The sequence below is a fragment of the Loktanella sp. PT4BL genome (genome assembly GCF_003201935.1).
In the GTDB taxonomy this organism is placed as follows: Bacteria; Pseudomonadota; Alphaproteobacteria; order Rhodobacterales; family Rhodobacteraceae; genus Yoonia.
Genome location: NZ_QJJL01000002.1, coordinates 737,679 through 760,684, shown reverse-complemented (window position 1 = coordinate 760,684; position 23,006 = coordinate 737,679). Strand labels below are relative to the sequence as shown.

The window sequence follows — 23,006 nt, the reverse complement described above, 5'->3', positions numbered from 1 at the left end:
CAGATATTTGTACCGTGCAATGGGCTGTGTCGTCGCGTCATTTACGCAAGGCGCAAACCCTTGATGTCGCCCAGCAGAGAGGGAATTCTATCCTTGAACCGGAAGAACCCGTGTGTGGCATGCGGCCAGGCGGCACTATCATAAGGCCGGATGATTTGGCAGAGACGGACATCCTTCAGCGCATCACGCGTCGGGCCGGTTGGAATGTAGGGGGTGACGATTTGCTCGATGTTATGCGCCGCCGCCCAATCCGCCACAGTTTCGGGCGTGACCTGCGCGATTGACCCCAGTTTGTCGGCATAGCGCGCTGCTGCATCTTTTTGTGCATCAGCCACAAAGGCTGTGACACGCGCGCTCACGGTCAAAGGGCTGCGCGCGGCGGTCGTTTGCACCATCGCCACTGCGCAGGGCTGAAACTGATGGGCCAGCCATCCCGGTGACAGGTCTTCTTCAGTGATCAAAAGCCCCGTGCGTAATGCGGGATCATAGCTATCCGACACAGGTACAGCCCCGCGCGGCGGCGCGGGTGGTCCCTCTAGCGGTGCCGCAAAAGTCGCAAGGCCCTTGGGATCGAACCGCCCTTCGGTGTATTTCGCAATATTGTCAGGTCGCGCCAGATACGTTTTCCCAACCGTCTGCAACCCGCCCACCCAACGCCAAGAGAGGGTATTCGAGGCCGGATCGCCATCCAGCAGGTGCCGCATGAAAAAATCCGCGCCCAAAGTCCATGGCAGGCGCAGTGTGAAAATCCAGATCGAGGCAAACCACATCCGCGCGTGATTATGCAGATATCCGGTATCCGCCAACTGCCGCGCCCAGTGGTCGAAGCACTCAATGCCGGTCTCACCTTTGCAGGCCGCCTCCCAATCCTGCCGCAACCCGCTTTCTGTCTGGATGCGGTTTAATGCCCCGTTCAGATCGGCGCGGTACATGTCCCAGACGGCAGGGCGCAATTCAAGCCAGCCCTTCCAATAGGTGCGCCAATAGACCTCTTGGATGAATTTTTCTGCCGCAGTGGCGCTATGGCGGGCCAGAACGGTTTTGAGCACGTCTTCTTCGGTGATCATCCGGTGCCGGATATAGGGCGACAGGGCCGACACATGCGCGATGTTATCATAGTTGCGTTTGCCCGCATAATCGCGCCCCGCTTTTGGGGCAAAGGCGTTCAGGCGGGACAGGGCTGCGGCATAAGTGGGATCAAACATGGCTCAGAGCTAAGCCGCGGGTTCGGGCTTTCAAGCGACAGTCTGTCGCGAATATCGCTGTGGTGTTCTTGACACCGGCGAGAGGGCAGGACAACGCTGCCTGCATGGTTGATTTACGCCCCGTGGGATATGTGATCGGTCTGCTTGTGGCATCGCTTGGCCTGACCATGCTGGTCCCATTGGCGATTGATTTGCTGGCAGGCAATGGACATTGGTTTGTCTTCTTCGAAAGCGCGGTCATCACGATCGTGACCGGAGGTCTGATTGCGCTTGCCTGTGCAAACGGCGTGTCCGAAGGGCTGAGCCTGCGGCAAACCTTTCTGCTGACGTCGCTTGTCTGGCTGATGTTGCCCGTTTTCGGGGCGATCCCCTTTGTGCTGGGTGCGACAGACGCCAGTTTCACGAACGCCTTTTTTGAGGCGATGTCTGGCCTGACCACCACGGGGGCCACCGTCTTGACGGGGATCGAAAACCTGCCTGACGGGCTCAAGCTCTGGCGCGGTATCCTGCAATGGCTGGGCGGGGTCGGGATCATTGTGGTCGCGATGGTCTTTCTGCCCGAACTACGCGTGGGTGGCATGCAGATCTTCCGGTCAGAAGCATTTGATACGATGGGAAAAATCCTGCCCCGAGCAGGTCAGATCGCAAGCCGTATTTCCGTGATTTATATTATCCTGACTATCAGCTGCGCGCTGGCTTACTCTGTCACCGGCATGGTGCCTTTCGATGCCATTGTCCATGCGATGACCACGGTCTCGACCGGTGGCATGGCGAATTCTGATGCCTCTTTCGGGCTTTACGGGGCAGGTGCCCACTATGTAGGCTCCGTCTTCATGCTGCTCGCGGCATTGCCGTTTGTGCGCTACGTTCAACTGATTGCCGGCACCGCACAGCCGCTCTGGCGGGATACGCAGATTCACACGTTTTTGTGGATTGTGCTCGTCACGGTTCTGCTGATGACGTCATGGGTCTGGGGACGCGAAGGCGTGATGTCAGAGATCGCATTTCGTGAAGCGCTGTTTAACATAACGTCAATCATTTCAGGGACCGGCTATTCCAGTGCGGATTACATGACATGGGGAACCTTCCCTGTTGTGTTGTTTTTTCTGATTGGTTTGATTGGCGGCTGCGCGGGCTCGACCTCCTGTTCCATCAAAGTGTTCCGGTATCAGTTGGTCTTTGCCGCCATCAAAAGCCAGATACGGCAAATCCATTCACCTCATGGGGTTTTCACACCGCGCTATGACGGGCGTCCGATCAGTGAGGACATTCTTAATTCTGTGATCGCCTTCCTTGTCGCATTCATCTTGGCGCTCGGGGCCACGTCAGTTCTCTTGGGGCTGACAGGGCTCGATTTCATCACGTCGGTTTCGGGGGCTGCCGCAGCCATTGCCAACATCGGTCCGGGGCTTGGGACCGAGATCGGGCCGGCAGGCAACTATGCGAACATCAACGATACGGCGAAATGGATATTGGCGATTGCCATGTTTGTGGGGCGCTTGGAAATCATGGTCGTGCTGACCATCCTGACCATCAAATTCTGGAGAAACTGATGACGACACGTCCCCTTGGTGCGCAAATTTCACATATGCTCAGGGATCGTGGGGTCGATACGATCTTCGGCATCCCCGGCGTGCATAATCAGGAAATGTATCGCGGGATCGAAGAGGCGGGGATCACCCATGTGCTGGCGCGTCACGAACAGGGTGCGGGCTTCATGGCCGATGGCTATGCCCGTGCGACGGGCAAGGTGGGGGTGGCCTATGTGATCTCGGGCCCGGGCCTCTGCAACATCATGACGCCCATGGGGCAGGCCTATTCCGATAGCGTGCCGATGCTGGTGATTTCGTCGGTGCTGGATGAGACCGAGGCCAAACGCGGCCAGTTGCACCAGATGAAAGATCAGGAAGGTGCTGCGGCGACCGTTTGCGACTGGTCCGTCACTGCGCGGTCGGCCGAGGCGAGCTATCAGTTGATCGACCGCGCACTGACCGAACTTTCGACCGGGGTGCCATCGCCCAAACACATCCAGGTCCCGATCGCGCAGCTCGAAGCCAATGCCGCCCCCTCGCCAGAGCGTGCGGATGAATGGCCCTGCCGCCCCGAAGCGGCACCCCTGCAGCGAATTTCCCTGATCGACCGACTGAACGCGTCCAAGCGCCCGCTCTTTATTTTTGGCGGTGGTGCGGCGCATGGCGTGGAGCGCTGGATGCCGCATTTTCAGCGTTTGAATGCGGCCTCTTTCACGACCTACGCCGGACGCGGGATCATTCCCGATGACAGCCCGCTGCACTTTGGCGCAACGCTTGCCCGCGCCGGAAGCGAGGCCGTGATCGCCTCGGCCGATCTTGTGGTCGCTGTCGGCACGCGGTTGAGCGAGGTCGATCTGTGGCGCGATCATCTGGGCCATACGGCACCGCTGGTCCGGATTGATCTGGACCCAGAGAGCCTTTCAGACCGCCACAATGCCGACACCCGCATCCTTGCCGATGCCAGTGCGCATCTGACCGAAAGCCTGATCCAGATGGAAGGCGTCAAAAAGACCACATGGACTGCCGAAGAGGTCAGATCCACCCGTGCCAGATGGCGGGCCGAGCTTGATGCCGAACGGCCCGGTATCCTGCCTGTCGCGGATGCGCTCAAAGAAGCCGTCCCTGCCGACACCATGTTCTTCTCCGACATGACCCAATTCGCCTATGCCGCCAAAGAGGTCTATCCGATGGACCGCCCCGGCCACTGGCACCACCCTTACGGTTTTGGCACACTGGGTTACGCGTTGCCCGCGGCGATCGGCGGCAAGATCGGGGTTGGCGACCAACCTGTTATCGCCGTTCTCGGCGACTATGGCTTTCAATACACCGTGCAGGAACTGGCCGTCGCGGTTGAGCTGGAATTAACGCTGCCGATTATCATCTGGGACAACGGCAAGTTAGGAGAAATCGAGGACAGCATGGTGCGCGCCCAGATCGCGCCGAACGCGGTGATCCAGCGCAACCCTGATTTCCTCAAGCTGGCAGAGGCCTACGGCGCCGCAGCAATCCAGCCTGCAGATCTGGACGCATTCAAAGCGGCTGTTCAAACGGCCCTTGCCACAAAAGGCCCGACTGTCATTCGGGTCATGTCGGATATCGCGCTTACCAGCAGCTCACCAACACGGTGACATTCGCGGCTTTTTCGGTCAGTGCATGGGCTGACAGGGCAGGGCCTGCATCATTGCGCTCAGGCGTGATGTTCAGCGTCTCAAGCGTCGCCGCGATCAACGCGGCATCCAGCGCGAATTGCACGTCCGCAGGCAAGGTCTGACCGCCATCGCCATTGCGGGGCAACAGCATGCCCAGCACATTGCCGCCCTGATCCAGTACAGGACCGCCCGCATTGCTGGGCTGGGTGGCGACCGAGAGGCGCGCGATCCGGTCATCACCCGTCAGGTCGCGGATATCTTCCAGCGTGCCGAAGGTCAGTGTCGGTGCATTCAGGGCGCCGTTGAAGGGATAGCCCGCCACTGCCACCGGATCTTTCAGGCGCGGTGTCCGCGGTTGGAACGCAGCGACTTCGATAGGGGACAAGGCCTCAAGCGGGCGCAGGAGCGCAAAGCCGAGAGCGGGGTCGCTGGCCAGCACTTCGGCCTCTGTATCGCGGTCAAAGGTGATCCGCACGCAGCTGTCGAGCGCTTCGGGGGTCGTCACGACCAGACCCTCGCTTGATACATAAAACCCGGACCGTGACAGTTTCGGCTGCCGCACCGAAAGCCCTGCGATCATATCTATGGCCTGATCCTCACTGGCGGGCACAAGGTTCGGATCAAGCGTGCCGTCCAGCCGTGCGAAACTGGAATTCATCAGATCCAGCACCCGCGCACGACGCCGGTCGTCACCTGCGGGCCAGACCAGCACAAAGCCCTTGATCTCGCCGTCCTGCAAGCTGGCAGTGGCATAGGAATGGACACCGTCGCCGATGCCTTCAATGGAAAAGCTATTGCCCTGCAAACTGCGCGGTCCCTCGGTCGGCATGATGTCGAGAACCTGCAAGACCTCATAGAGCCCTCTCAGACGCCCCGCATCACCCGTTTGCGAGATCATCAGCACCCGCGCGGCAGAGAGCTCACCCTGACCATCGTATTGCGCAAAGGGTGGCTGATACTCTGTGAAAGCCACCGCAGCCGTAGGCAGTTGCATTTGAATGCCTGCGGCATTGTCACGCACAAGCTGCATATCCAGATCGGCGATCACAGCATTGTATTGCAACAATAGCAGCGCACGCTGGCGGGCCGTCAGAACCCCCGTCGGCTCTTGATTATAAGCGCTCTGCCAAGCAGCCATGGCACTGCGTGTGCCGCGCCCGAATGCGCCATCAATCGCTGAATTGTAGAACCCGGCCCACCGCAGTGCCAATTGCATTTCCTCACGCGCCTCACGCGGCAAGGCAGCCTCGGATGCGCGGGCCTCGCTGAGTGTTTCTTCGGGTGCGGTCACGTCCACCTGCGGCAGGGCAGGTAGCTCTGGTGCGCGGTCCGGTGTGGTTGACACATTGGATGCTTGCGCGCCGCCAATGGGCCAGAACTGCTGCTCGAAACGGCGTCCGTTTTGCAGGTAGCTGTCAGAGGGGATTTGTCCGCTGCTCAGCAAGCGGGACAACTCGGCGCGGGCAAGACTTTCGCTATAGGGCCCTAGAACAATGCCATAGAAGCCGCGCCCCAGATAATATCCCTCAACATCGCTGAACCGCCGCGCGTAAAAACGTGCGCGCTCGCTCGCCTCGGTCAGTGTCTGGCGCGCCTCGATCTGAACCCAATAGCGGTCCTGTGCCTGAGCCTGCCCGGCCAAAACGAAAATGATGAGTGCTACGACGAAAGCCCTGAACATGGAAAACCTCGGAAGTAAAAAGCCTTTCGCTTGTGGTGGCGGCCAATACGCTGCTGTGCAAGCCAAACTCTGGGCAAACCGCGTATTCACGCTTAAAAAAATCCGCAGGCGTTGCCCAATTGACCCTGTCGGCCCAGCACCCTATTGAGCGCACAAAGCACTTGAAGGGTTTTGAGATGGCAGACAAACCACGCAGTTTTCAGGAAATCATCCTGCGGCTCCAGACATATTGGGCGAGCAAAGGCTGTGCGATCCTGCAACCTTACGACATGGAAGTGGGGGCGGGCACATTCCACCCTGCCACGACCCTGCGCGCTCTGGGCAGCAAGCCTTGGGCGGCAGCCTATGTGCAGCCATCACGCCGTCCGACCGATGGGCGCTATGGTGAAAACCCCAACCGGTTGCAGCACTATTACCAGTATCAGGTGCTGATCAAACCCTCGCCGCCTGACATGCAGGACCTCTATCTTGGCTCGCTTGAGGCGATCGGGATTGATGCAACCCTGCACGACATCCGCTTTGTCGAGGACGACTGGGAAAGCCCCACGCTTGGGGCATGGGGTCTTGGCTGGGAAGTCTGGTGTGACGGCATGGAAGTCAGCCAGTTCACCTATTTCCAGCAGGTCGGCGGGCATGACTGCAAACCGGTCTCGGGCGAGCTGACCTATGGTCTGGAACGTCTGGCGATGTATGTGCTAGGCGTCGATCACGTCATGGACATGCCCTTCAACGACCCGCAAACGCCGATCCCGCTGACCTATGGCGATATCTTCAAACAGACCGAGCAGGAATATTCGCGCTGGAACTTTGACGTGGCTGACACTGCCGTGCTCTTGCAGCACTTTGTCGATGCCGAAGCCGAGTGCCAGCGCATCTTGGACGCCCCCGCGACGGACCCCAAGACAGGCGCGAAAATCATCATGGTGCACCCCGCCTATGACCAATGCATCAAGGCAAGCCACGTCTTTAACCTTCTTGACGCGCGGGGCGTGATTTCGGTGACCGAACGGCAGGCCTATATCGGACGGGTTCGGGCGCTGGCTAAGGCCTGTGCCGACGCCTTCGTGCAAACCGAAGCAGGCGGGGCGGCGGCGTGATAGCGAGAGTTTTCATTGTGGGCATGCTTCTGGCGGCGGCTGTGCTGGGGGGCGTGCTCTACTACCAGCAGGTCTATGCCTATTATGATGAGGTGCAGGCAAGCGGTGACGCCGTGCGCCTGACCTCCGTCAGCACCGGTGAGGCCGAACCGATTGTCGTGGAAAACTTCCAAGGCATCGACGCGATCAGCAGCCCGCTGCGCTACCGGGCCTGCTTTGAAACCACGCTCAGCCTTGCGATGCTGACAGAGACGTTTGAAATCGTAGATAACGCCGAACCGCGTGTGGCACCCCGCTGGTTCGATTGCTTTGATGCAGCCCAGATCGGGGCAGACCTGCGCACCGATGCCATTGCCTTCATGGGCGTTGAAAACATCGTATACGGGATCGACCGGATTGTTGCCATTTACCCCGACGGGCGGGGTTATGCGTGGCACCAGATCAATGAATGCGGCGAGGTTGTCTTTGACGGCAACCGCCCGCCCGAAGACTGCCCCCCAATTCCAGAAAGCACCGAGTGATGCCTGATCTTCTGATTGAACTCTTTTCCGAAGAAATCCCCGCGCGGATGCAAACCCGCGCCGCCGACGACCTGCGCAAGCTGGTGACGGACGGTCTGGTCGAGGCAGGGCTGACCTATGCGGGTGCAGCCGCCTTTTCGACGCCCCGCCGCCTGACACTGTCGATCGAGGGGCTGACGGCGGAAAGCAAAGCGGTCCGCGAAGAGCGCAAAGGCCCCAAAGTGGGTGCGCCGGATCAGGCAATCGAGGGCTTTTTGCGCGGTGCAGGCGTGGCCCGCGAAGACCTAGAGGTGCGCGACGACAAGAAGGGCCAAACCTATTTCGCTGTGATCGAAAAACCGGGGCGGATGGCGGCGGATATCATTGCGGAGGTGTTGGAAAACACGGTGCGCAACTTCCCTTGGCCCAAGTCCATGCGCTGGGGTGATGGCCCGCTGAAATGGGTGCGCCCGCTGCATTCCATCCTGTGCATCCTCAGTGACGAGGCGGGCGCGCAGATCGTGCCGCTGGATGTGGACGGGATCACATCGGGCAACACCACGCGCGGGCATCGTTTCCTTTCGCCAGATGCATTTACCGTCACGAATTTCGATGACTACGAGGCGAAGTTGAAGCGCGCCAATGTGGTCCTGCGCGCCGACGAACGGGCCGAGGCGATCTGGCATGACGCCACCCATCAGGCCTTTGCGCTGGGGCTTGAGGTGGTCGAGGACCGTGGTCTGCTGGCCGAGGTTGCGGGGCTGGTGGAATGGCCTGTGGTCCTGCTGGGCCGGATTGATGACGCCTTCCTTGGCCTGCCGCCCGAGGTACTGCAAACCTCGATGAAAGAGCACCAGAAATTCTTTTCCGTGCGCAACCCCAAGACCGGCCGGATCGAACGTTTCGTGACCGTCGCCAACATGGAAACCGCCGACAACGGTGCCACCATTCTGGCGGGCAATCAAAAGGTGCTGTCCGCGCGCCTGTCGGACGCAAAATTCTTCTGGGAAAACGATCTGCGCACGGTCGAACGGCAGGGGATGAAAGCCTGGACCGATCAACTCGCCAACGTGACCTTCCACGCCAAAATCGGCAATAAATTGGGCTCGCAGGCCGAGCGGATCGAACGCATAGCATCGCTGTCGCGCGAAATCGCGCCCCATGTGGGTGCCAAGCCTGATCTGGCCGAAGAAGCCGCACGAATCGCCAAGGCGGATCTGGCGTCTGAGATGGTCTATGAGTTTCCAGAGCTTCAGGGCCTGATGGGACGTTACTATGCGCAGGCTGCGGGCCACGATGATGGTGTACCAGCGGCATGCGAAGAACACTATTCGCCGCTTGGGCCGTCAGATGATGTGCCAACTGGGCCAGTATCTGTAGCAGTGGCACTGGCCGATAAGATCGATACGCTAAGCATCTTCTGGGCAATTGACGAGAAGCCGACAGGGAGCAAGGACCCTTTTGCGCTGCGCCGCGCTGCGCTCGGAGTTATTCGGTTAGTAGTCGAGAACAGAACCGCGCTAAGCATAGATGAGATAATCAATGCTTGGTGGAAGAAGCATATGTCAGCCCTCAATGAATGCTATAACTTCTTTGTACTTGATCGGCCTGAAGAGCGTGAAAATGAGTACGGTTTAGACAAAGTTAGAGTAAATCATGGGATGTTTTCCGCCTTTCCTGACGTAGATGGTGGAAATGAATTCAGCGTTCTTTGTGTGCAGACTCCTGACGCTGACAAATTCATAGCGGAAAATAGTTACAGCCTGACCTTCGTAAAAGATGGCGAACGAGTTATTGATGCTACCCAGCGCATATTGCCGTCATACTGGAAAGCCGACCTCCTCTCCTTCTTCCACGACCGTCTCAAGGTATTCCTCAAAGACAAAGGCATCCGCCACGACATCATCGACGCTTGCATCGCGATGCCGGGCAATGATGACCTGACGCTGCTGGTCAAACGGGCAGAGGCGCTGGCCGAAACCCTCGCCACCGATGACGGCGAAAACCTCATTCAGGGGTTCAAGCGCGCGAATAACATCCTGACCCAGGCCGAGGAAAAGGACGGGGTGGAATATTCCTTTGGTGCGGACGTCAAATTCGCCGAAGACGCCGCCGAAAAGGCGCTTTTCGCGGCCCTTGATGCTGCGGATGCAAAGATCGCCCCCGCGATGGAAGCCGAGGATTTCAGCACCGCAATGCATGCTATGGCAGCACTCCGCGCGCCGATTGATGCTTTTTTCACCGACGTGCAGGTAAACGCCGACAGCGAGATTTTGCGGCGCAATCGCCTTAACCTGTTGTCACGCATCAGAAATATCTGCCTCAGCGTCGCTGATTTGACAAAAATCGAAGGCTAGACACAAAATCTGTAAAGTTATGTGTACAGTGGGCCGGATTTCCTTCTATGCTGCAGGTGAACAATAAATCGGTGCCGCAGTGCAGCAACAGTCAACATACGGGCCATTGACGCTTATCACGCCAACTGCGGCCATGAAGGCTTCGGTCCATGGCGGGCGGGCGAAGTGTCTGCAACGGCTGGTGCGTCTGGATATGCCGGTGCCTGTGACGGTCGCTTTGTCATTCGATGCGGTCCACGCGGCGGCAATTGGCAATCTGCCCGATATGGACACCTTGCTGGCGCCCTTTGGCGATGCCCCGCTTCTGTCCGTGCGCCCCTCCAGTCAGGACCCCGACTGGGGTGGCCCAAGTGCGATCCTGAATGTGGGGATGAATGATGCGCGCCTTGCCGAACTGACCCAGCGGATCGGGGCCGCAGCCGCAACGAAACTCTACCTGCGTTTTGTCCAGTCCTACGCGATCCATGTGGCGCGCCTTGATCCGGATGAATTCTACCTGCCCGATGTGGCCGATGCCGCCAGTCTCAAGACGATGCTCGATACCTTCGAGATCGAGACAGACGAACCCTTCCCGCAGGACCCCGCTGTGCAACTGGCCGAAGTGCTGCGTTCCATGGCCCGTGCGTGGGATGGGACCACCGCGCGACTGCTGCGGCAGGCCAAGGGGGCACCGGCCAATGCAGGTCTCGGGCTTGTCGTGCAGGCGATGGCCTTGGGGACAGGGCAGGGCGAATGTGGTCAGGGTGTGATGCAGTTTGTGGATTCCACATCCGGCGCGCCCAAGATTATTGGCCGCTACCTCAGCGCCAGCAGAAGCGACGCCTATGATCTTGGCCCCGATGCCGAGGGCGCGCTGTATCTGACGCGTGACGCGCGTGGTCCGGCACTTGAGGATATCTGCCCCGATCAATACGCCCAGCTTGTTTCATACGGCGATATCTGCCGCCGCCGGTTGCGCGAAGAGATGGAAATCAAGTTCACGCTGCAAGACGGTGTCCTGCAGATTTTGGATGCCGTGCGCGTCCAGCGCAGTTCACGCGCGTCGGTGCGGATCGCCGTGGCCTTGGCCGAAGACGGTGTGATCCCCCGCGAAGAGGCGGTGATGCGCGTGCAGCCGTCAGCCCTGTCAGAGCTGTTGCACAGGCAGGTTGATCCGGATGCAAAACGTGACGTGATCGTCGGCGGGATCGCGGCAAGCCCTGGTGCGGCCACGGGCAGGATTGTCCTGACCGCGCACGAGGCGCAAGCCAGTGCCGCGCGCGGCGAGGCCTGCGTTCTGGTGCGGCGCGAAACCACGCCGGAGGACATTCGCGGCATGCATGCCGCCCATGCGGTCCTGACGATGCGGGGCGGGGTCACCAGCCACGCCGCTGTGATCGGGCGGGGGATCGGTTTGCCTTGCGTTGTGGGGGCGTCTGACCTGACGATTGACCGCAAGAATGGTGTAATTACGGCCCCGGACGGGCGGCAGTTCAGGGCGGGTGACATCATTACGGTGGATGGCAGCCGTGGTCAGGTTCTGGCCGGTGAGCCGCCTATGCTGGAAGCCGCTCTTGATGGCGCCTTCCAGACCTTGCTGGAATGGGCTGATGATTTTCGCGACATCGGGGTGCGCGCCAATGCCGACACCCCCGCCGACGCGCAAACCGCCCGCAACTTTGCCGCCGAAGGTATCGGGCTGTGCCGCACCGAGCATATGTTCTTTGAAGGCGACCGTCTTGGCGTGATGCGCGAGATGATCTTTGCCGAAGAAAGCGACGACCGCAAAGAGGTGCTCGACCGCCTTTTGCCGATGCAGCGCGCCGATTTTCAGGCCCTCTTCGAGATCATGGCAGGCAAGAACGTGTGCGTGCGCCTTTTTGATCCACCGCTGCACGAGTTTCTGCCCTCCGATAAGGCAGGCATGCGTGATCTGGCCGAGCAAGTGGCCTTGCCGCTGCCGGATGTGATCGAGCGGATTGATGCGCTGGCAGAATATAACCCGATGCTGGGAATGCGGGGCGTGCGTCTGGGAATCGCTATTCCCGAGATTTACGACATGCAGACCCGTGCCATCTTTGAGGCTTTGGTGGCTGTCGGGAAGAAAGGCATCTCGATCAATGTCGAGATCATGATCCCGCTTGTCAGTGCCATGCGCGAAGTCGAGTTGCAAAAGGCGCGGATCACCGGGGTAGCAAACGCTGTCAGGGCGAAAAGCAAAGCGGATTTCACTTATCGGCTCGGCGTCATGGTTGAGACCCCGCGTGCGGCACTGCGCGCACAGGACATTGTCGAGCATGCCGAATTTTTATCCTTTGGTACCAATGACCTGACCCAGATGACCTATGGTCTGTCACGCGACGATGCGGGCCGCTTCATGTCGTCTTATGTGCAGCAGGGCGTCTATGTCGAAGACCCGTTCCATACGCTTGATATCGAAGGTGTGGGCGAATTGATTTCTATCGGCGCGGCGCGTGGCCGGTTGGGCCGCAGCGATGTTGTCTTGTCGCTTTGCGGCGAGCATGGGGGTGATCGTTCGGCGATCGCGTTCTGTCGTGCCCAGCAGTTCGATTACATTTCCTGCTCCCCTTTCCGGGTGCCGGTGGCGCGCCTGACGGCGGCGCAGCTCGCTTTGGCCGATAAGGTGTCACCTTAATACAACGCTGCATTTAGTGGTGAAAGCGCGGCAATCCACTGCATATTGTGTCGATAAGGCTGCACCCTGTGCGTAATCTTGCCGGTTTTGGACCGTTCGGGCCCAAGGGGTAGACCTTCGCGGTTGTTTCCCCTAAAGACTGCCGCGCTGGCGCGGAGCTAACCCGCGAAGTTTCCTGGGTGGGAAAAATGACTGTATTGAAGGCGATTATCGCCGCATGTTTTGCGGCAGTTATTTCTGTTGGGGCAACATCAGCCTTTGCAGATGAAGTGATGGCAAGCCGTTTGGAAGCCATCCTGGGTCAAGAACGTCAGGCTTTATCGGTCGTGCCTGACAGCCGTTTGAGCATGTTGACCAGTCTGCCGCCTGCACAAGAGCGTGGCGTCGAGACACAGACCGGACTGGTCTATGATCGTGACTATCTGGCCGAGTTGCCTGCCGCAGATGGCGGATCAGAATGGCAATGTCTGGCTGAAGCTCTCTACTTCGAAGCACGTGGCGAATCTGTCCGCGGGATGTTCGCAGTTGGCGAAGTCATCATGAACCGCGTTGACAGCAGTGCCTATCCGGATTCGCTTTGCGCCGTGATCAATCAGGGTACAGGCCGCCGCTACGCTTGCCAATTTACCTATACATGTGATGGCAAACCCGAAGTGATTGCCGAGCTCCGTTCGTGGGAGCGTGTCGGTAAGGTCGCCCGTATGTTGATTGATGGTGCACCGCGCGCATTGACCGGTGGTGCGACACACTACCATACCAAAGCTGTCAATCCTTCTTGGGCACAGCGTTTTCCGCGTACTGCTTCCATCGGGTTCCATTACTTCTATCGCCAGCCTGTGCGCACGGCATCAATGTAAGTCGCATGATTGCGGACGAGCGTCGCGCCTGACGCTTGCCGCACCGCGTCGGCCCTTGTATCCCACACGGGTAACTTGACGTGTTGGACGCCCCCATGACTGATGATATCCGCCTTGCCTTTGCCCACCCAAGCGAGAGGGCAGAGGCCAGCAGCAGCATCCCTTATGATCGCATTTCGCTCCGCGACTATGTGGTCGAAGTCGAGATTGGTGCGTTTCAACAAGAGCGCGGGACCCTGCAGCGTGTCCGCTTCAATGTTGTCGTCGAGGTGTTGCCGCTCAGCGGGCCGATTGATGACGATGTCGACCGAATTTTGTCTTACGACAAGGTGACCGAAGCGATCAGCAACGAGCTGGAAGCCGAGCGGATCAATCTGCTTGAAACGCTCGCGGCGCGCGTGGCTGAGCGCATTCTGCTCGAGCCTCAGGCAGAACGAGTTTTCGTACGGATCGAGAAACTGGACCGCGGTCCGTTCTCGCTCGGGGTCGAGATCGTCCGTGCGCGCGATGGTGTCGATCCGGGTGGGCAGACTCATGTGGCCGCTCCGCATCCGCGCATCGTCTATTTGTCGAACGCCGCGATAGAAAGCCCGCAGATCGGGGATTGGATTGACCAGTTGGCAGCAATGGACGCGCCGCTCATCCTTTGCGTCGGACCTGCTGACGTGCCCGCGCCCCAGGCGGATAATGCCCTTGCGCAACGCCGTATTGATCTGCTGGCGATCGAACAAAATGCATGGAGTTTGGCCGCGCGCGACCGCCGCTGCATGGTTGTCAATTCGCGGACGGAACTGGATTGGGCAATGAAGAATGGCCAGATCTGTATTTGGGCCCCCTCGAAGATCGTTCTTGATGCGGTTGATGGTCCCTCTGCAAGTCCGCGCGATGCCGTAGCCCTCGTGGCATGGTTTGCCGACGAGATGCAGGCGAAGGAATTGCTTGTCATCGGCCAGCCTGCGCCGCAAACGGAAGTGCCTGTCCGTGCCGTTCCATCAGAGACCTTTGACCTGTCATGACCCAATATTATCGCCCGATTGCGCGCTTCGGTGAAACGCCGACACCCCAAAGCTTTCCACTGGCGGGTGGTCTGTGCTGGTTTGATACCGTTGCGGTTCACACGCGCGGCGGCGGTGTCCGGTCCATTCCTGCGGGCGACGTGCCTGCAGAAGTGCTGGAAAACCTGACACGCGCGCGCACGCCTGTCGCGGGTATGGCGATGACTGGCCCGCGTATCATGGGTATTTTGAATGTCACGCCCGATAGCTTCTCCGATGGCGGACAGTTTGATGCGCCCGACCTTGCGCTGGCACATGCGCTGGCCATGCAAGAAGAGGGCGCCGAGATCATCGATGTGGGCGGAGAAAGCACACGTCCCGGTGCGGCCGAGGTGCAGATTGCCGAGGAAATCGGGCGGACAGCCCCTGTGATTGCAGCCATTCGCGCGCAGAGCAATGTGCCGATCTCGATTGATACGCGCAAATCCGACGTGGGATTGGCGGCAGTTGAGGCGGGCGCGACCCTGATCAATGATGTGGCGGCCTTTACCTTTGATCCGAAACTGGCCGAGGTCGCCGCCGAAGCCAGAGTTCCGGTTTGTGTCATGCATGCCAAAGGGTCGCCCGAGACGATGCAGAACGATCCCACCTATGATGATGTGCTGCTCGATGTTTATGACTTCCTCAGCGCGCGGGTTGAGGCCGCTGTGGCCGCAGGGATTGCGCGTGACCAGATCGTCGTGGACCCCGGGATCGGGTTTGGCAAAACGCTTGAACACAACCTGACCCTCTTGCGCGGTATCGCACTTTTCCACGCGCTTGGCTGTCCGGTGCTGCTGGGCGCGTCGCGCAAGCGGTTTATCGGAACAATCGGCGGCGGCAAGGACGCATCGGACCGCGTGAGCGGATCTGTGGCAGTCGCTCTTTTTGCCGCAAGGCGGGGCGTGCAAATCTTGCGCGTTCACGATATCTTCGCAACAAAGCAAGCACTAGACTTGGAATGGGCAATTGGCGGGGCGGCAATGACATGACACGGAAACTCTTTGGCACCGACGGTGTGCGCGGCAAGGCAAATACCTTTCCCATGACCGCAGAAATGGCGCTCAAGATCGGTGCCGCTGCAGGGCGCTATTTTCGCAATGACGGGTCCAACGGGCACCGCGTGGTGATTGGCAAAGACACGCGTTTGTCCGGTTATATGTTTGAAAACGCGTTGACCGCCGGTCTGACCAGCACGGGCATGAACGTACTGCTCTTGGGGCCTGTGCCGACGCCGGCTGTTGGCCTTTTGACAACGTCTATGCGCGCCGATCTGGGCATCATGATTTCCGCCAGCCACAACCCGCACCATGACAACGGGATCAAATTCTTTGGCCCTGACGGTTTCAAGCTCTCGGATGAGGCAGAAGCCGAGATTGAAGCGATTATCAGCGGGACCATCGAACCGGCGCAGGCGCAGAATATCGGGCGCGCCAAGCGTATCGACGATGGCCGTTTCCGCTATGCCGAGCGGATCAAGTCGACATTTCCGTCAGGTATGCGGCTTGATGGTCTGAAGGTGGTGATTGACTGCGCGAATGGTGCCGCCTACCGCGTCGCCCCCGAGGTATTGTGGGAACTTGGCGCAACGGTGATCCCTATGGGTGTGTCACCTGATGGTTTTAACATCAACGAAGGCTGCGGCTCGACAAACACGGCTGCTGCTGCGGCAAAAGTGGTGGCCGAGGGCGCGCATGTGGGTATTTGCCTTGATGGCGATGCGGACCGCGTGATGATCCTGGATGAGAACGGCGAGGTCGCCGATGGTGATCAGCTGATGGCGCTGATGGCGGGCCGCTGGGCGGATCAAGAGCGGCTGAACGGTGGTACTCTGGTTGCAACCGTGATGTCCAATCTCGGGCTTGAGCGGTATCTGGACGGGCGCGGTTTGCGCCTTGAGCGCACAGCTGTCGGTGACCGCTATGTGGTTGAGGCGATGCGCGCGCATGGCTGGAACCTTGGCGGCGAACAATCCGGCCATATTGTGATGACCGATTACGCAACGACCGGTGATGGTCTTCTGGCGGGCCTGCAATTTCTGGCCGCCATGATCGAAACCGGACTGCCTGCCAGCGCGCTGACCAAGAGCTTTGAAACTGTGCCCCAGATGCTCAAGAACGTGCGCTTTGCGGCGGGCCAGGACCCGCTGGGCGCAGAGATGGTCCAGAAATCCATTGCCGATGCGGAGGCCAAGCTGCAAGGCAAAGGACGGTTGTTGATCCGCAAGTCGGGCACCGAACCACTCATCCGTGTGATGGCGGAATGCGAGGATGATGCGCTCTTGGCGCAGGTCGTGGAAGGGATCGTGGCCGAGGTCGAGGCTGCGGTCTAGCGCAACAGCAGCTTGCGCAGATTGCTCCACTGGCTGATGGCAAGGCCAAAGAGGATCAGCCCCAGTGCCACGAAGAACCGCAGCGGCAGCACCTCGCTGAGCACGATTGCGCCAAAGAACATCGACCAGAGTGGCACCTGATAGTTCACCAGTGTCATGAAAATCGCGCCCGCTGATCGGATCGTTGCTACGCGGATCAGGGCCGCCAATGCTGTCGGGATGAAGCCGAGGAAAATAATCGCAATGGTCGGACGCATGTCCCCGATCGCGGGGACCCCTTCGATGAGCAGCATCGCAGGGATCAAGGCGACCGAACCCACCGTCAGCAAGAGTGCGGCCATTGTGATCGGATCAATCGGCGGGCAGCGACGGGTCATGATACTGGACACCGCATAGGATACCGAGGCTGCGACGCATGCGATTTGCCCCAGCGGTTCCCACCCTGTGCCGATACGCAGAACGCCAGGGCCAATCAGGACGGTCGCCCCGATAAAGCCCATGATCACGCCAAGTGTATTGCGCAGGCTCATCTTTTCGTCGGTGAAAAGATGCGCCAGCGGCAGCACAAAGAGCGGCAGCGCGGCCATGGAGATACCGGCAAAGGCGGAAGGCACATACTGCTGCCCCCAGCTGAGCAGGGCAAAGGGCAGTGCGGTGTTCATCAGGCCAATGACCACCAGATAGCGGGTCATCACAGGAGTAAAGACCGGCAAAGGACGGTTCAACACTCGCATCAATAACAGCAGTGCAATCGCCCCGACTGTTGTACGGGCACAGGCCACGGTCAGCGGGCCGTAACCTTCCAGCGCGATGGCAACGACCATGAAGGTCGCGCCCCAGATCAATCCGAGAAGGGCGATGGAAAGCCAGTTGGCTGGTGTGGGTTGCGCGGTCATGGTGGGGCCTTTTCAAGACAAAAGGCCCGGACAGTGCCCGGGCCTTTCGGTGCGTAAGGTGGATCATGATCCACCTTACATGTCGATCAGTTTTTCGCTTTGTCGACCATTTTGCCTGCGGAAATCCAGGGCATCATCGCGCGCAGTTTTTCACCGACCTGTTCGATCTGGTGCTCGTCGTTAATGCGGCGTGTAGCCTTGAAGTAGGGCTGGCCAACGGCGTTTTCCTGCATGAAGTCACGCACGAATTTACCGGTCTGGATGTCGGACAACACGTCTTTCATGCGCTTCTTGGTTTCCTCGTAAGGCAGGATGCGCGGACCAGAGACATATTCCCCATACTCGGCTGTGTTCGAGATGGAGTAGTTCATGTTCGCGATACCGCCTTCGTAGATCAGGTCCACGATCAGCTTCACTTCGTGCAGACACTCGAAATAGGCCATCTCGGGCTCGTATCCGGCCTCGACCAGTGTTTCAAAGCCCATGCGGATCAGCTCGACCAGACCACCGCAGAGAACAGCCTGTTCGCCAAAGAGGTCGGTTTCACATTCCTGACGGAAGTTCGTTTCGATGATGCCGGAGCGTCCGCCACCGATGGCAGAGCAGTAGGACAGGCCGATTTCCATCGCCTTGCCGGATGCGTCGTTGTGGACCGCTACAAGGCAGGGCACGCCGCCACCTTTGGTGTACTCGCCGCGCACGGTGTGGCCGGGGCCCTTTGGCGCCATCATGATGACGTCAACGCCGGGCTTTGGTTCGATCAGGCCGAAGTGTACGTTCAGGCCGTGTGCGAACGCGATGGCAGAGCCTTCGCGCAGGTTGTCGTGGACGTATTTCTTGTAGGTTTCTGCCTGCAGTTCGTCGGGCATTGTGAACATGATCACATCGCACCATGCCGCAGCTTCGGCGATGCCCATCACGGTGAGGCCTTCGCCTTCGGCTTTGGCCGCAGAAGGGGAGCCTTCGCGCAGCGCCACAACAAGGTTCTTCGCACCGCTGTCGCGCAGGTTCAGCGCGTGGGCGTGCCCTTGTGAGCCATAGCCCAGAATGGCAACTTTTTTGTCTTTGATCAGGTTCACATCGCAATCGCGATCGTAATAAACGCGCATAGTCGTCGTCCTTTATGTGGTTTCTGGGGTGGGTATAACGTATCTCCCGCCTGAAAATAGTGTTGTTCCTTGAGTATTTTTGGCAAGATGATGATTGTTATGCGTATTCTATTCAAATAACGTGATTTCTATGCTTGATGATACTGATCGCCGCATTTTGCGCCTTTTGCAGGCAGAACCCGCGACCGCGATGCCGGAACTGGCCGAGGCAACGGGGCTGACACCCGCACGCGCGATGCGACGCGTGGACCGTTTGCGTGAAGACCGGATTATTCAGGGGAGCCATGCCATCATTCATTGGCCAGCATTAGGTTATGCTGTCTCGGTCAGTTTGCGTATTACACTGGACAAGACGGTAGCGCGCGCCTTTGACGAGTTTATTTCGGCCGCACGGGCGGTGCCGGAAGTGATCGAAATCCAGACCTTTCTGGGGCGTGTTGATGTACGCCTTTCGTTGATAGCAAAGGATCTGTCTGATTATCAGCGTATTTACCGCGAAGAGGTCCTGACCTTGCCGCATATCGCGGACATCGAGGCACTGATGACCGTCGCATCGGTGAAGTCTGACGAAAGCCTGCCGCTATGACGCTAGACGAGCTCGACTTCGCCATCCTGCGCGCGCTTTCGGCAAACGCGGATCAATCGACAACTCAGTTGGGTCAGAAGCTCGGGCTCAGCCAGCCTGCGACGTGGCGGCGGATCCGTCGCCTGCAGGAAGCGGGGGTGATCGCGGGGCGCAGGCTTGTGCTGGATGCCGAAAAACTGGGGTTCGGCGTGACGGTATTTCTGGGCGTCAAACTGGCCACCAAGGGGCGTGTGAGCCTTGAGGATTTTGAGCGCGCGGTGGGGGCCATTCCCGAAGTGCAGACAGTTGATCACGTGCTGGGTCTCTATGACTACCGTCTGCGCGTCGTGGCCCGCGATCTGGCTGATTTCGAACGTGTCTTGCGGCGCCGCATCATGACGATGCCGGGTGTCGGTAACGTCGAAGCAAATGTGCTCTTGTCAGAAGAACGCTGGCCGGGGCCAATTTAGGCAGGCGCCGCTTGCTTTGTGCCGGTTCTGCACATAGCCATACGGATAAGCAGCTAGGAGATGGCAATGGACAACGCAATTTCAGGGGTCGACCCGGACGGTTTGATGGAGTTCTCGGTGGTTTTTACCGACCGGTCACTCAACCACATGTCGAAGGTTTTTCAAGGTGTGATGACCGATATCTCGGACATGCTCTGCGAGGTCTATAATGCCGATAGCGTGGCCATCGTGCCGGGCGGTGGCACCTACGCAATGGAGGCCGTTGCGCGCCAGTTCGGTGCCGATGCCCATGCCTTTGTGGTCCGCAACGGATGGTTTTCCTATCGCTGGAGCCAGATCTTTGAAGCAGGCAAGTTTACGGCCAAGACAACAGTGATGAAGGCGCGGCAGGCGGGCAATGATACGCGCGCGCCATTTGCACCGGCACCGATTGAAGATGTCACAGCCGCCATCAGGGATGCGCGCCCTGATGTTGTTTTCGCCCCCCATGTGGAAACCTCTGCCGGGATCATCCTGCCGGATGATTATATCAAAGCCCTTGCCGATGCGGCCCATGACGTGGGTGCGCTCATGGTGCTCGATTGTATCGCATCGGGCTGTGCTTGGGTGGATATGAAAGCAACCGGCGTTGATGTGCTGATCTCGGCGCCGCAAAAGGGGTGGTCGTCCACGCCTTCTGCGGGACTTGTGATGTTGTCGGCACGTGCCGAGGCACGGATGGCGGAAACTACTTCCAATTCATTCACCGTCGACCTGAAGAAATGGCACAGCATCATGCAGGCCTACCTGAATGGCGGTCACGCCTATCACGCAACAATGCCGACCGATGGCTTGCGGGCTTTCCGTGATACAATGCTCGAAACCCGAGAATTCGGTTTTGATAAACTCAAAGAGGCGCAATGGGCCTTGGGCGATGCTGTGCGCAAGGTGCTGGCCGATAAGGGGATCAGATCGGTTGCCGCCGAAGGGTTCGGTGCGCCGGGTGTCGTGGTCAGCTATACCGACGATCCGGCCATCCAGAATGGGTCGAAATTTGCCGCCGAAGGCATGCAAATTGCCGCTGGTGTACCGCTGCAATGTGACGAGCCGGACGATTTCCGCACATTCCGCCTCGGCCTTTTCGGGCTGGACAAGCTCTATGATGTGGACGCCACGCTGGCGCGTCTGGTGCCTGTGCTGGACAAGGTGCTTTAACGCGCGCCAAGGCCCAACTGCATCAGTGTCTGCCGGACGGGCGTAACACCATAAAGTGCCTCAATCCCTTTGGCGCGAAGGGACTGCATCATCGGGCTTCCGGCAATTGACGCGCGATTGAGCGCGTCAATCCCTGTAACCCGCAATTTGATGTCGGGATGGCGTTTGCGCGCATAGGTATCCAGCATCGCAGGTGCGCCCAGTTGGTCGGGTGCCGCTGCGGCGAGATCAAGCAGACAGGACAGATCACGCAAGGACATGTTCAGACCCTGCGCGCCAATCGGCGGCATCACATGCGCAGCCTCCGCCACAAGCGCCGTGCGCGGCGCTGTCAGGTGATCCGCAATCTGGCTTATGATGGGCCAAAGGGTCCGCTTGCTGGCGAGTTTCAGGGGCCCGTAAAGATAAGCGGAGCGGTCGTTTGCCGCAGCCTCGAACGCCGTTTCCGGCAGGGCATGCAAACGGTTGGCTTCAGCGCCGCCTTCCATCCAGACCACGGCAGAGCAGGGCTTGCCCTCGTGGTCCGGCAAAGGCACCAGCGTGTATGGCCCGCCAGAGCGATGGATTTCGGTTGAGACATTGTCGTGCGGTGCATCATGGGTGACGGCAAAGGTCAGTGCCTTTTGCCCGTATCGCATTGTTTTCACGCCAATTCCGGCGCTCTCGCGCACGGCTGATCCGCGCCCGTCAGCCCCGATGACAAGTTTCGCCGAAAGCTGGGTATTGTCCGAGAGCGTCACCAGCGCCTCATGACTGCGCGCCACCATGCGGGCAAAGCCGACACCTGCGCGGAACTCGACATTTGGCAGCTCAGTCAGCCGCGCAACCATTTCGCGCCGCAAAAGCCAGTTGGGCAGGTTCCAGCCGAAGGGCTGGTCCGAAATCTCGGCGGCATTAAAATCGCGGGAGACATGTTTGTCGGTCCCGATATCAACGATCCGCATGACCTGAAGCGGCGCAGCAAAGGGCGCCAGCCGCGTCCACAGCCCTGCGGCTTCCAGAAACTGCTGGGCGGGCTGCAAAAATGCGGTGGTCCGCAGATCGGACCCTTCGGCATCGCTTGTGGTTATGGGGGGCGTGGGGTCAACGATCGTTACGTCAAAGCCCGCGGTGCCAAAGGCGGCTGCGGCGGTCAGGCCTGCAACTCCGCCACCACTGATCACGATATCTGTTGTTTTGCGTTCCATGGGAAAGACATAGGCCGCTTGGCCGCGCCCTGAAAGGGCTAGCGCGTAAGCTGCGACAAGAAATCCGTCAGATGATCGGTATGATGGTGGATATGTGGGGCAGGAAGGGGCGTGTCGTGTACGTGCACCGTTCGCATTCCCAAGGCATGGGGCACCGCCAGATTGCGGGCTTCGTCCTCGAACATGGCGGATTTTGTCGGGGCTAGCCCGTCTTTTGCAAACACGCGGGAAAAGGCGTCTTGCCCCGGTTTCGCTTTGAAATCAGCATGCTCAACGCCGTAGACGGCGTCAAACTGGCGTGTCAGGCCACGGGCGGCCAGAACACGTTTTGCATGGTTTTCCGAGCCGTTGGTAAAGACAATTTTCCGCCCCGGCAGTGCGGCAATCGCAGAAGCCAGCAGCCCGTCTTCTTCCAGATGTGAAATGTCGATGTTATGCACATCCGCAAGAAAATGATGGGGATCGACATCGTGATTGTCGATCAAGCCAAGCAGGGTCGAGCCGTAGTCGTTCCAGTATTGCTTGCAAAGGTCCAGCGCACGCTGCTGATCGTGCCCCGTCAATCGCGCGACATATGCCGCAAAACGCGCGTCCATCTGACCGAAAAGATCAGCCGAAGGTGGATACAGCGTATTATCGAGATCGAAGACCCATGTGTCTACATGGCTAAAGTGATTGGCTACCATACGCGCACACTATGATGGGC

19 protein-coding genes are annotated in these 23,006 nt (G+C 59.1%); 13 read left to right on the top strand and 6 right to left on the bottom strand.

Features of this window, described 5'->3' with window-relative positions; all coding sequences use genetic code 11:
• Window positions 1-41 precede the first annotated feature (41 nt).
• A complete protein-coding gene (locus C7964_RS08685) occupies window positions 42-1,205 on the bottom strand; it encodes an FAD-binding domain-containing protein (RefSeq protein WP_110279251.1) in 1,164 nt (387 codons plus the stop codon).
• 104 nt (window positions 1,206-1,309) lie between these two features.
• Here C7964_RS08685 and C7964_RS08680 point away from each other — a divergent pair, with 104 nt between their 5' ends.
• On the top strand, window positions 1,310-2,758 hold the full coding sequence (locus tag C7964_RS08680; protein ID WP_110279250.1) for a TrkH family potassium uptake protein: 1,449 nt from the start codon (window positions 1,310-1,312) through the stop codon (window positions 2,756-2,758).
• Window positions 2,758-4,365: a 5-guanidino-2-oxopentanoate decarboxylase gene (locus tag C7964_RS08675; RefSeq protein WP_110279249.1), complete on the top strand. Its 1,608-nt coding sequence runs from the start codon at window positions 2,758-2,760 to the stop codon at window positions 4,363-4,365. The genes C7964_RS08680 and C7964_RS08675 overlap by 1 nt, the downstream gene beginning before the upstream one ends.
• Here C7964_RS08675 and C7964_RS08670 read toward each other — a convergent pair.
• The gene (locus C7964_RS08670; protein ID WP_110279248.1) at window positions 4,340-6,067 is read right to left on the bottom strand and encodes a serine protease; all 1,728 of its coding nucleotides are present in this window, start codon (window positions 6,065-6,067) and stop codon (window positions 4,340-4,342) included. The two genes, C7964_RS08675 and C7964_RS08670, sit on opposite strands and share 26 nt — an antisense overlap.
• A 176-nt stretch (window positions 6,068-6,243) precedes the next feature.
• Between C7964_RS08670 and C7964_RS08665 the strand changes: the two genes are divergently transcribed.
• From C7964_RS08665 to glmM, 8 genes are all read left to right on the top strand, one after another.
• Window positions 6,244-7,164: a glycine--tRNA ligase subunit alpha gene (locus C7964_RS08665; protein ID WP_110279468.1), complete on the top strand. Its 921-nt coding sequence runs from the start codon at window positions 6,244-6,246 to the stop codon at window positions 7,162-7,164.
• On the top strand, window positions 7,164-7,685 hold the full coding sequence (locus C7964_RS08660) for a DUF6446 family protein (RefSeq protein ID WP_286163878.1): 522 nt from the start codon (window positions 7,164-7,166) through the stop codon (window positions 7,683-7,685). Before C7964_RS08665 ends, C7964_RS08660 begins: the two co-directional genes overlap by 1 nt.
• Window positions 7,685-10,021: a glycine--tRNA ligase subunit beta gene (gene glyS, locus C7964_RS08655; RefSeq protein WP_110279247.1), complete on the top strand. Its 2,337-nt coding sequence runs from the start codon at window positions 7,685-7,687 to the stop codon at window positions 10,019-10,021. The genes C7964_RS08660 and glyS overlap by 1 nt, the downstream gene beginning before the upstream one ends.
• Before the next feature lie 79 nt (window positions 10,022-10,100).
• The gene (locus tag C7964_RS08650; protein ID WP_110279246.1) at window positions 10,101-12,656 is read left to right on the top strand and encodes a putative PEP-binding protein; all 2,556 of its coding nucleotides are present in this window, start codon (window positions 10,101-10,103) and stop codon (window positions 12,654-12,656) included.
• Window positions 12,657-12,844: 188 nt separating this feature from the next.
• Window positions 12,845-13,513 carry a cell wall hydrolase gene (locus C7964_RS08645; RefSeq protein WP_110279245.1) on the top strand — a complete coding sequence of 223 codons (669 nt, stop codon included), beginning with the start codon at window positions 12,845-12,847 and terminating at the stop codon, window positions 13,511-13,513.
• A gap of 95 nt (window positions 13,514-13,608) precedes the next feature.
• Window positions 13,609-14,529 carry a dihydroneopterin aldolase gene (locus tag C7964_RS08640; RefSeq protein ID WP_110279244.1) on the top strand — a complete coding sequence of 307 codons (921 nt, stop codon included), beginning with the start codon at window positions 13,609-13,611 and terminating at the stop codon, window positions 14,527-14,529.
• Complete coding sequence (gene folP, locus C7964_RS08635) at window positions 14,526-15,539, top strand: dihydropteroate synthase (RefSeq protein ID WP_110279243.1); 1,014 nt, start codon at window positions 14,526-14,528, stop codon at window positions 15,537-15,539. Before C7964_RS08640 ends, folP begins: the two co-directional genes overlap by 4 nt.
• Window positions 15,536-16,879, top strand: coding sequence for a phosphoglucosamine mutase (gene glmM, locus C7964_RS08630; protein WP_110279467.1), 1,344 nt, complete (start codon window positions 15,536-15,538; stop codon window positions 16,877-16,879). Before folP ends, glmM begins: the two co-directional genes overlap by 4 nt.
• Here the strand turns inward: glmM and C7964_RS08625 are convergent.
• Both C7964_RS08625 and ilvC read right to left on the bottom strand, forming a co-directional pair.
• Entirely contained in the window at window positions 16,876-17,775 is a 900-nt protein-coding gene (locus C7964_RS08625; RefSeq protein WP_110279242.1) for a DMT family transporter, read from the bottom strand. The genes glmM and C7964_RS08625 overlap by 4 nt on opposite strands.
• Window positions 17,776-17,861: 86 nt before the next feature.
• On the bottom strand, window positions 17,862-18,884 hold the full coding sequence (ilvC, locus tag C7964_RS08620; protein ID WP_110279241.1) for a ketol-acid reductoisomerase: 1,023 nt from the start codon (window positions 18,882-18,884) through the stop codon (window positions 17,862-17,864).
• A gap of 130 nt (window positions 18,885-19,014) precedes the next feature.
• On the opposite strand from ilvC, the gene C7964_RS08615 reads away from it, so the two are divergent.
• The 3 genes from C7964_RS08615 to C7964_RS08605 all read left to right on the top strand — a co-directional run bounded on the left by C7964_RS08615 (window position 19,015) and on the right by C7964_RS08605 (window position 21,113).
• Window positions 19,015-19,470: an Lrp/AsnC family transcriptional regulator gene (locus tag C7964_RS08615; protein WP_110279240.1), complete on the top strand. Its 456-nt coding sequence runs from the start codon at window positions 19,015-19,017 to the stop codon at window positions 19,468-19,470.
• A complete protein-coding gene (locus tag C7964_RS08610; RefSeq protein ID WP_110279239.1) occupies window positions 19,467-19,919 on the top strand; it encodes an Lrp/AsnC family transcriptional regulator in 453 nt (150 codons plus the stop codon). The genes C7964_RS08615 and C7964_RS08610 overlap by 4 nt, the downstream gene beginning before the upstream one ends.
• Before the next feature lie 66 nt (window positions 19,920-19,985).
• The gene (locus tag C7964_RS08605) at window positions 19,986-21,113 is read left to right on the top strand and encodes an aminotransferase class V-fold PLP-dependent enzyme (RefSeq protein ID WP_110279466.1); all 1,128 of its coding nucleotides are present in this window, start codon (window positions 19,986-19,988) and stop codon (window positions 21,111-21,113) included.
• On the opposite strand, the gene C7964_RS08600 is transcribed toward C7964_RS08605, so the two are convergent.
• A complete protein-coding gene (locus C7964_RS08600; RefSeq protein ID WP_110279238.1) occupies window positions 21,110-22,300 on the bottom strand; it encodes a UbiH/UbiF family hydroxylase in 1,191 nt (396 codons plus the stop codon). The genes C7964_RS08605 and C7964_RS08600 overlap by 4 nt on opposite strands.
• A 38-nt stretch (window positions 22,301-22,338) precedes the next feature.
• A complete protein-coding gene (locus tag C7964_RS08595) occupies window positions 22,339-22,986 on the bottom strand; it encodes a pyrimidine 5'-nucleotidase (RefSeq protein ID WP_110279237.1) in 648 nt (215 codons plus the stop codon).
• Between the last annotated feature and the right edge of the window lie 20 nt (window positions 22,987-23,006).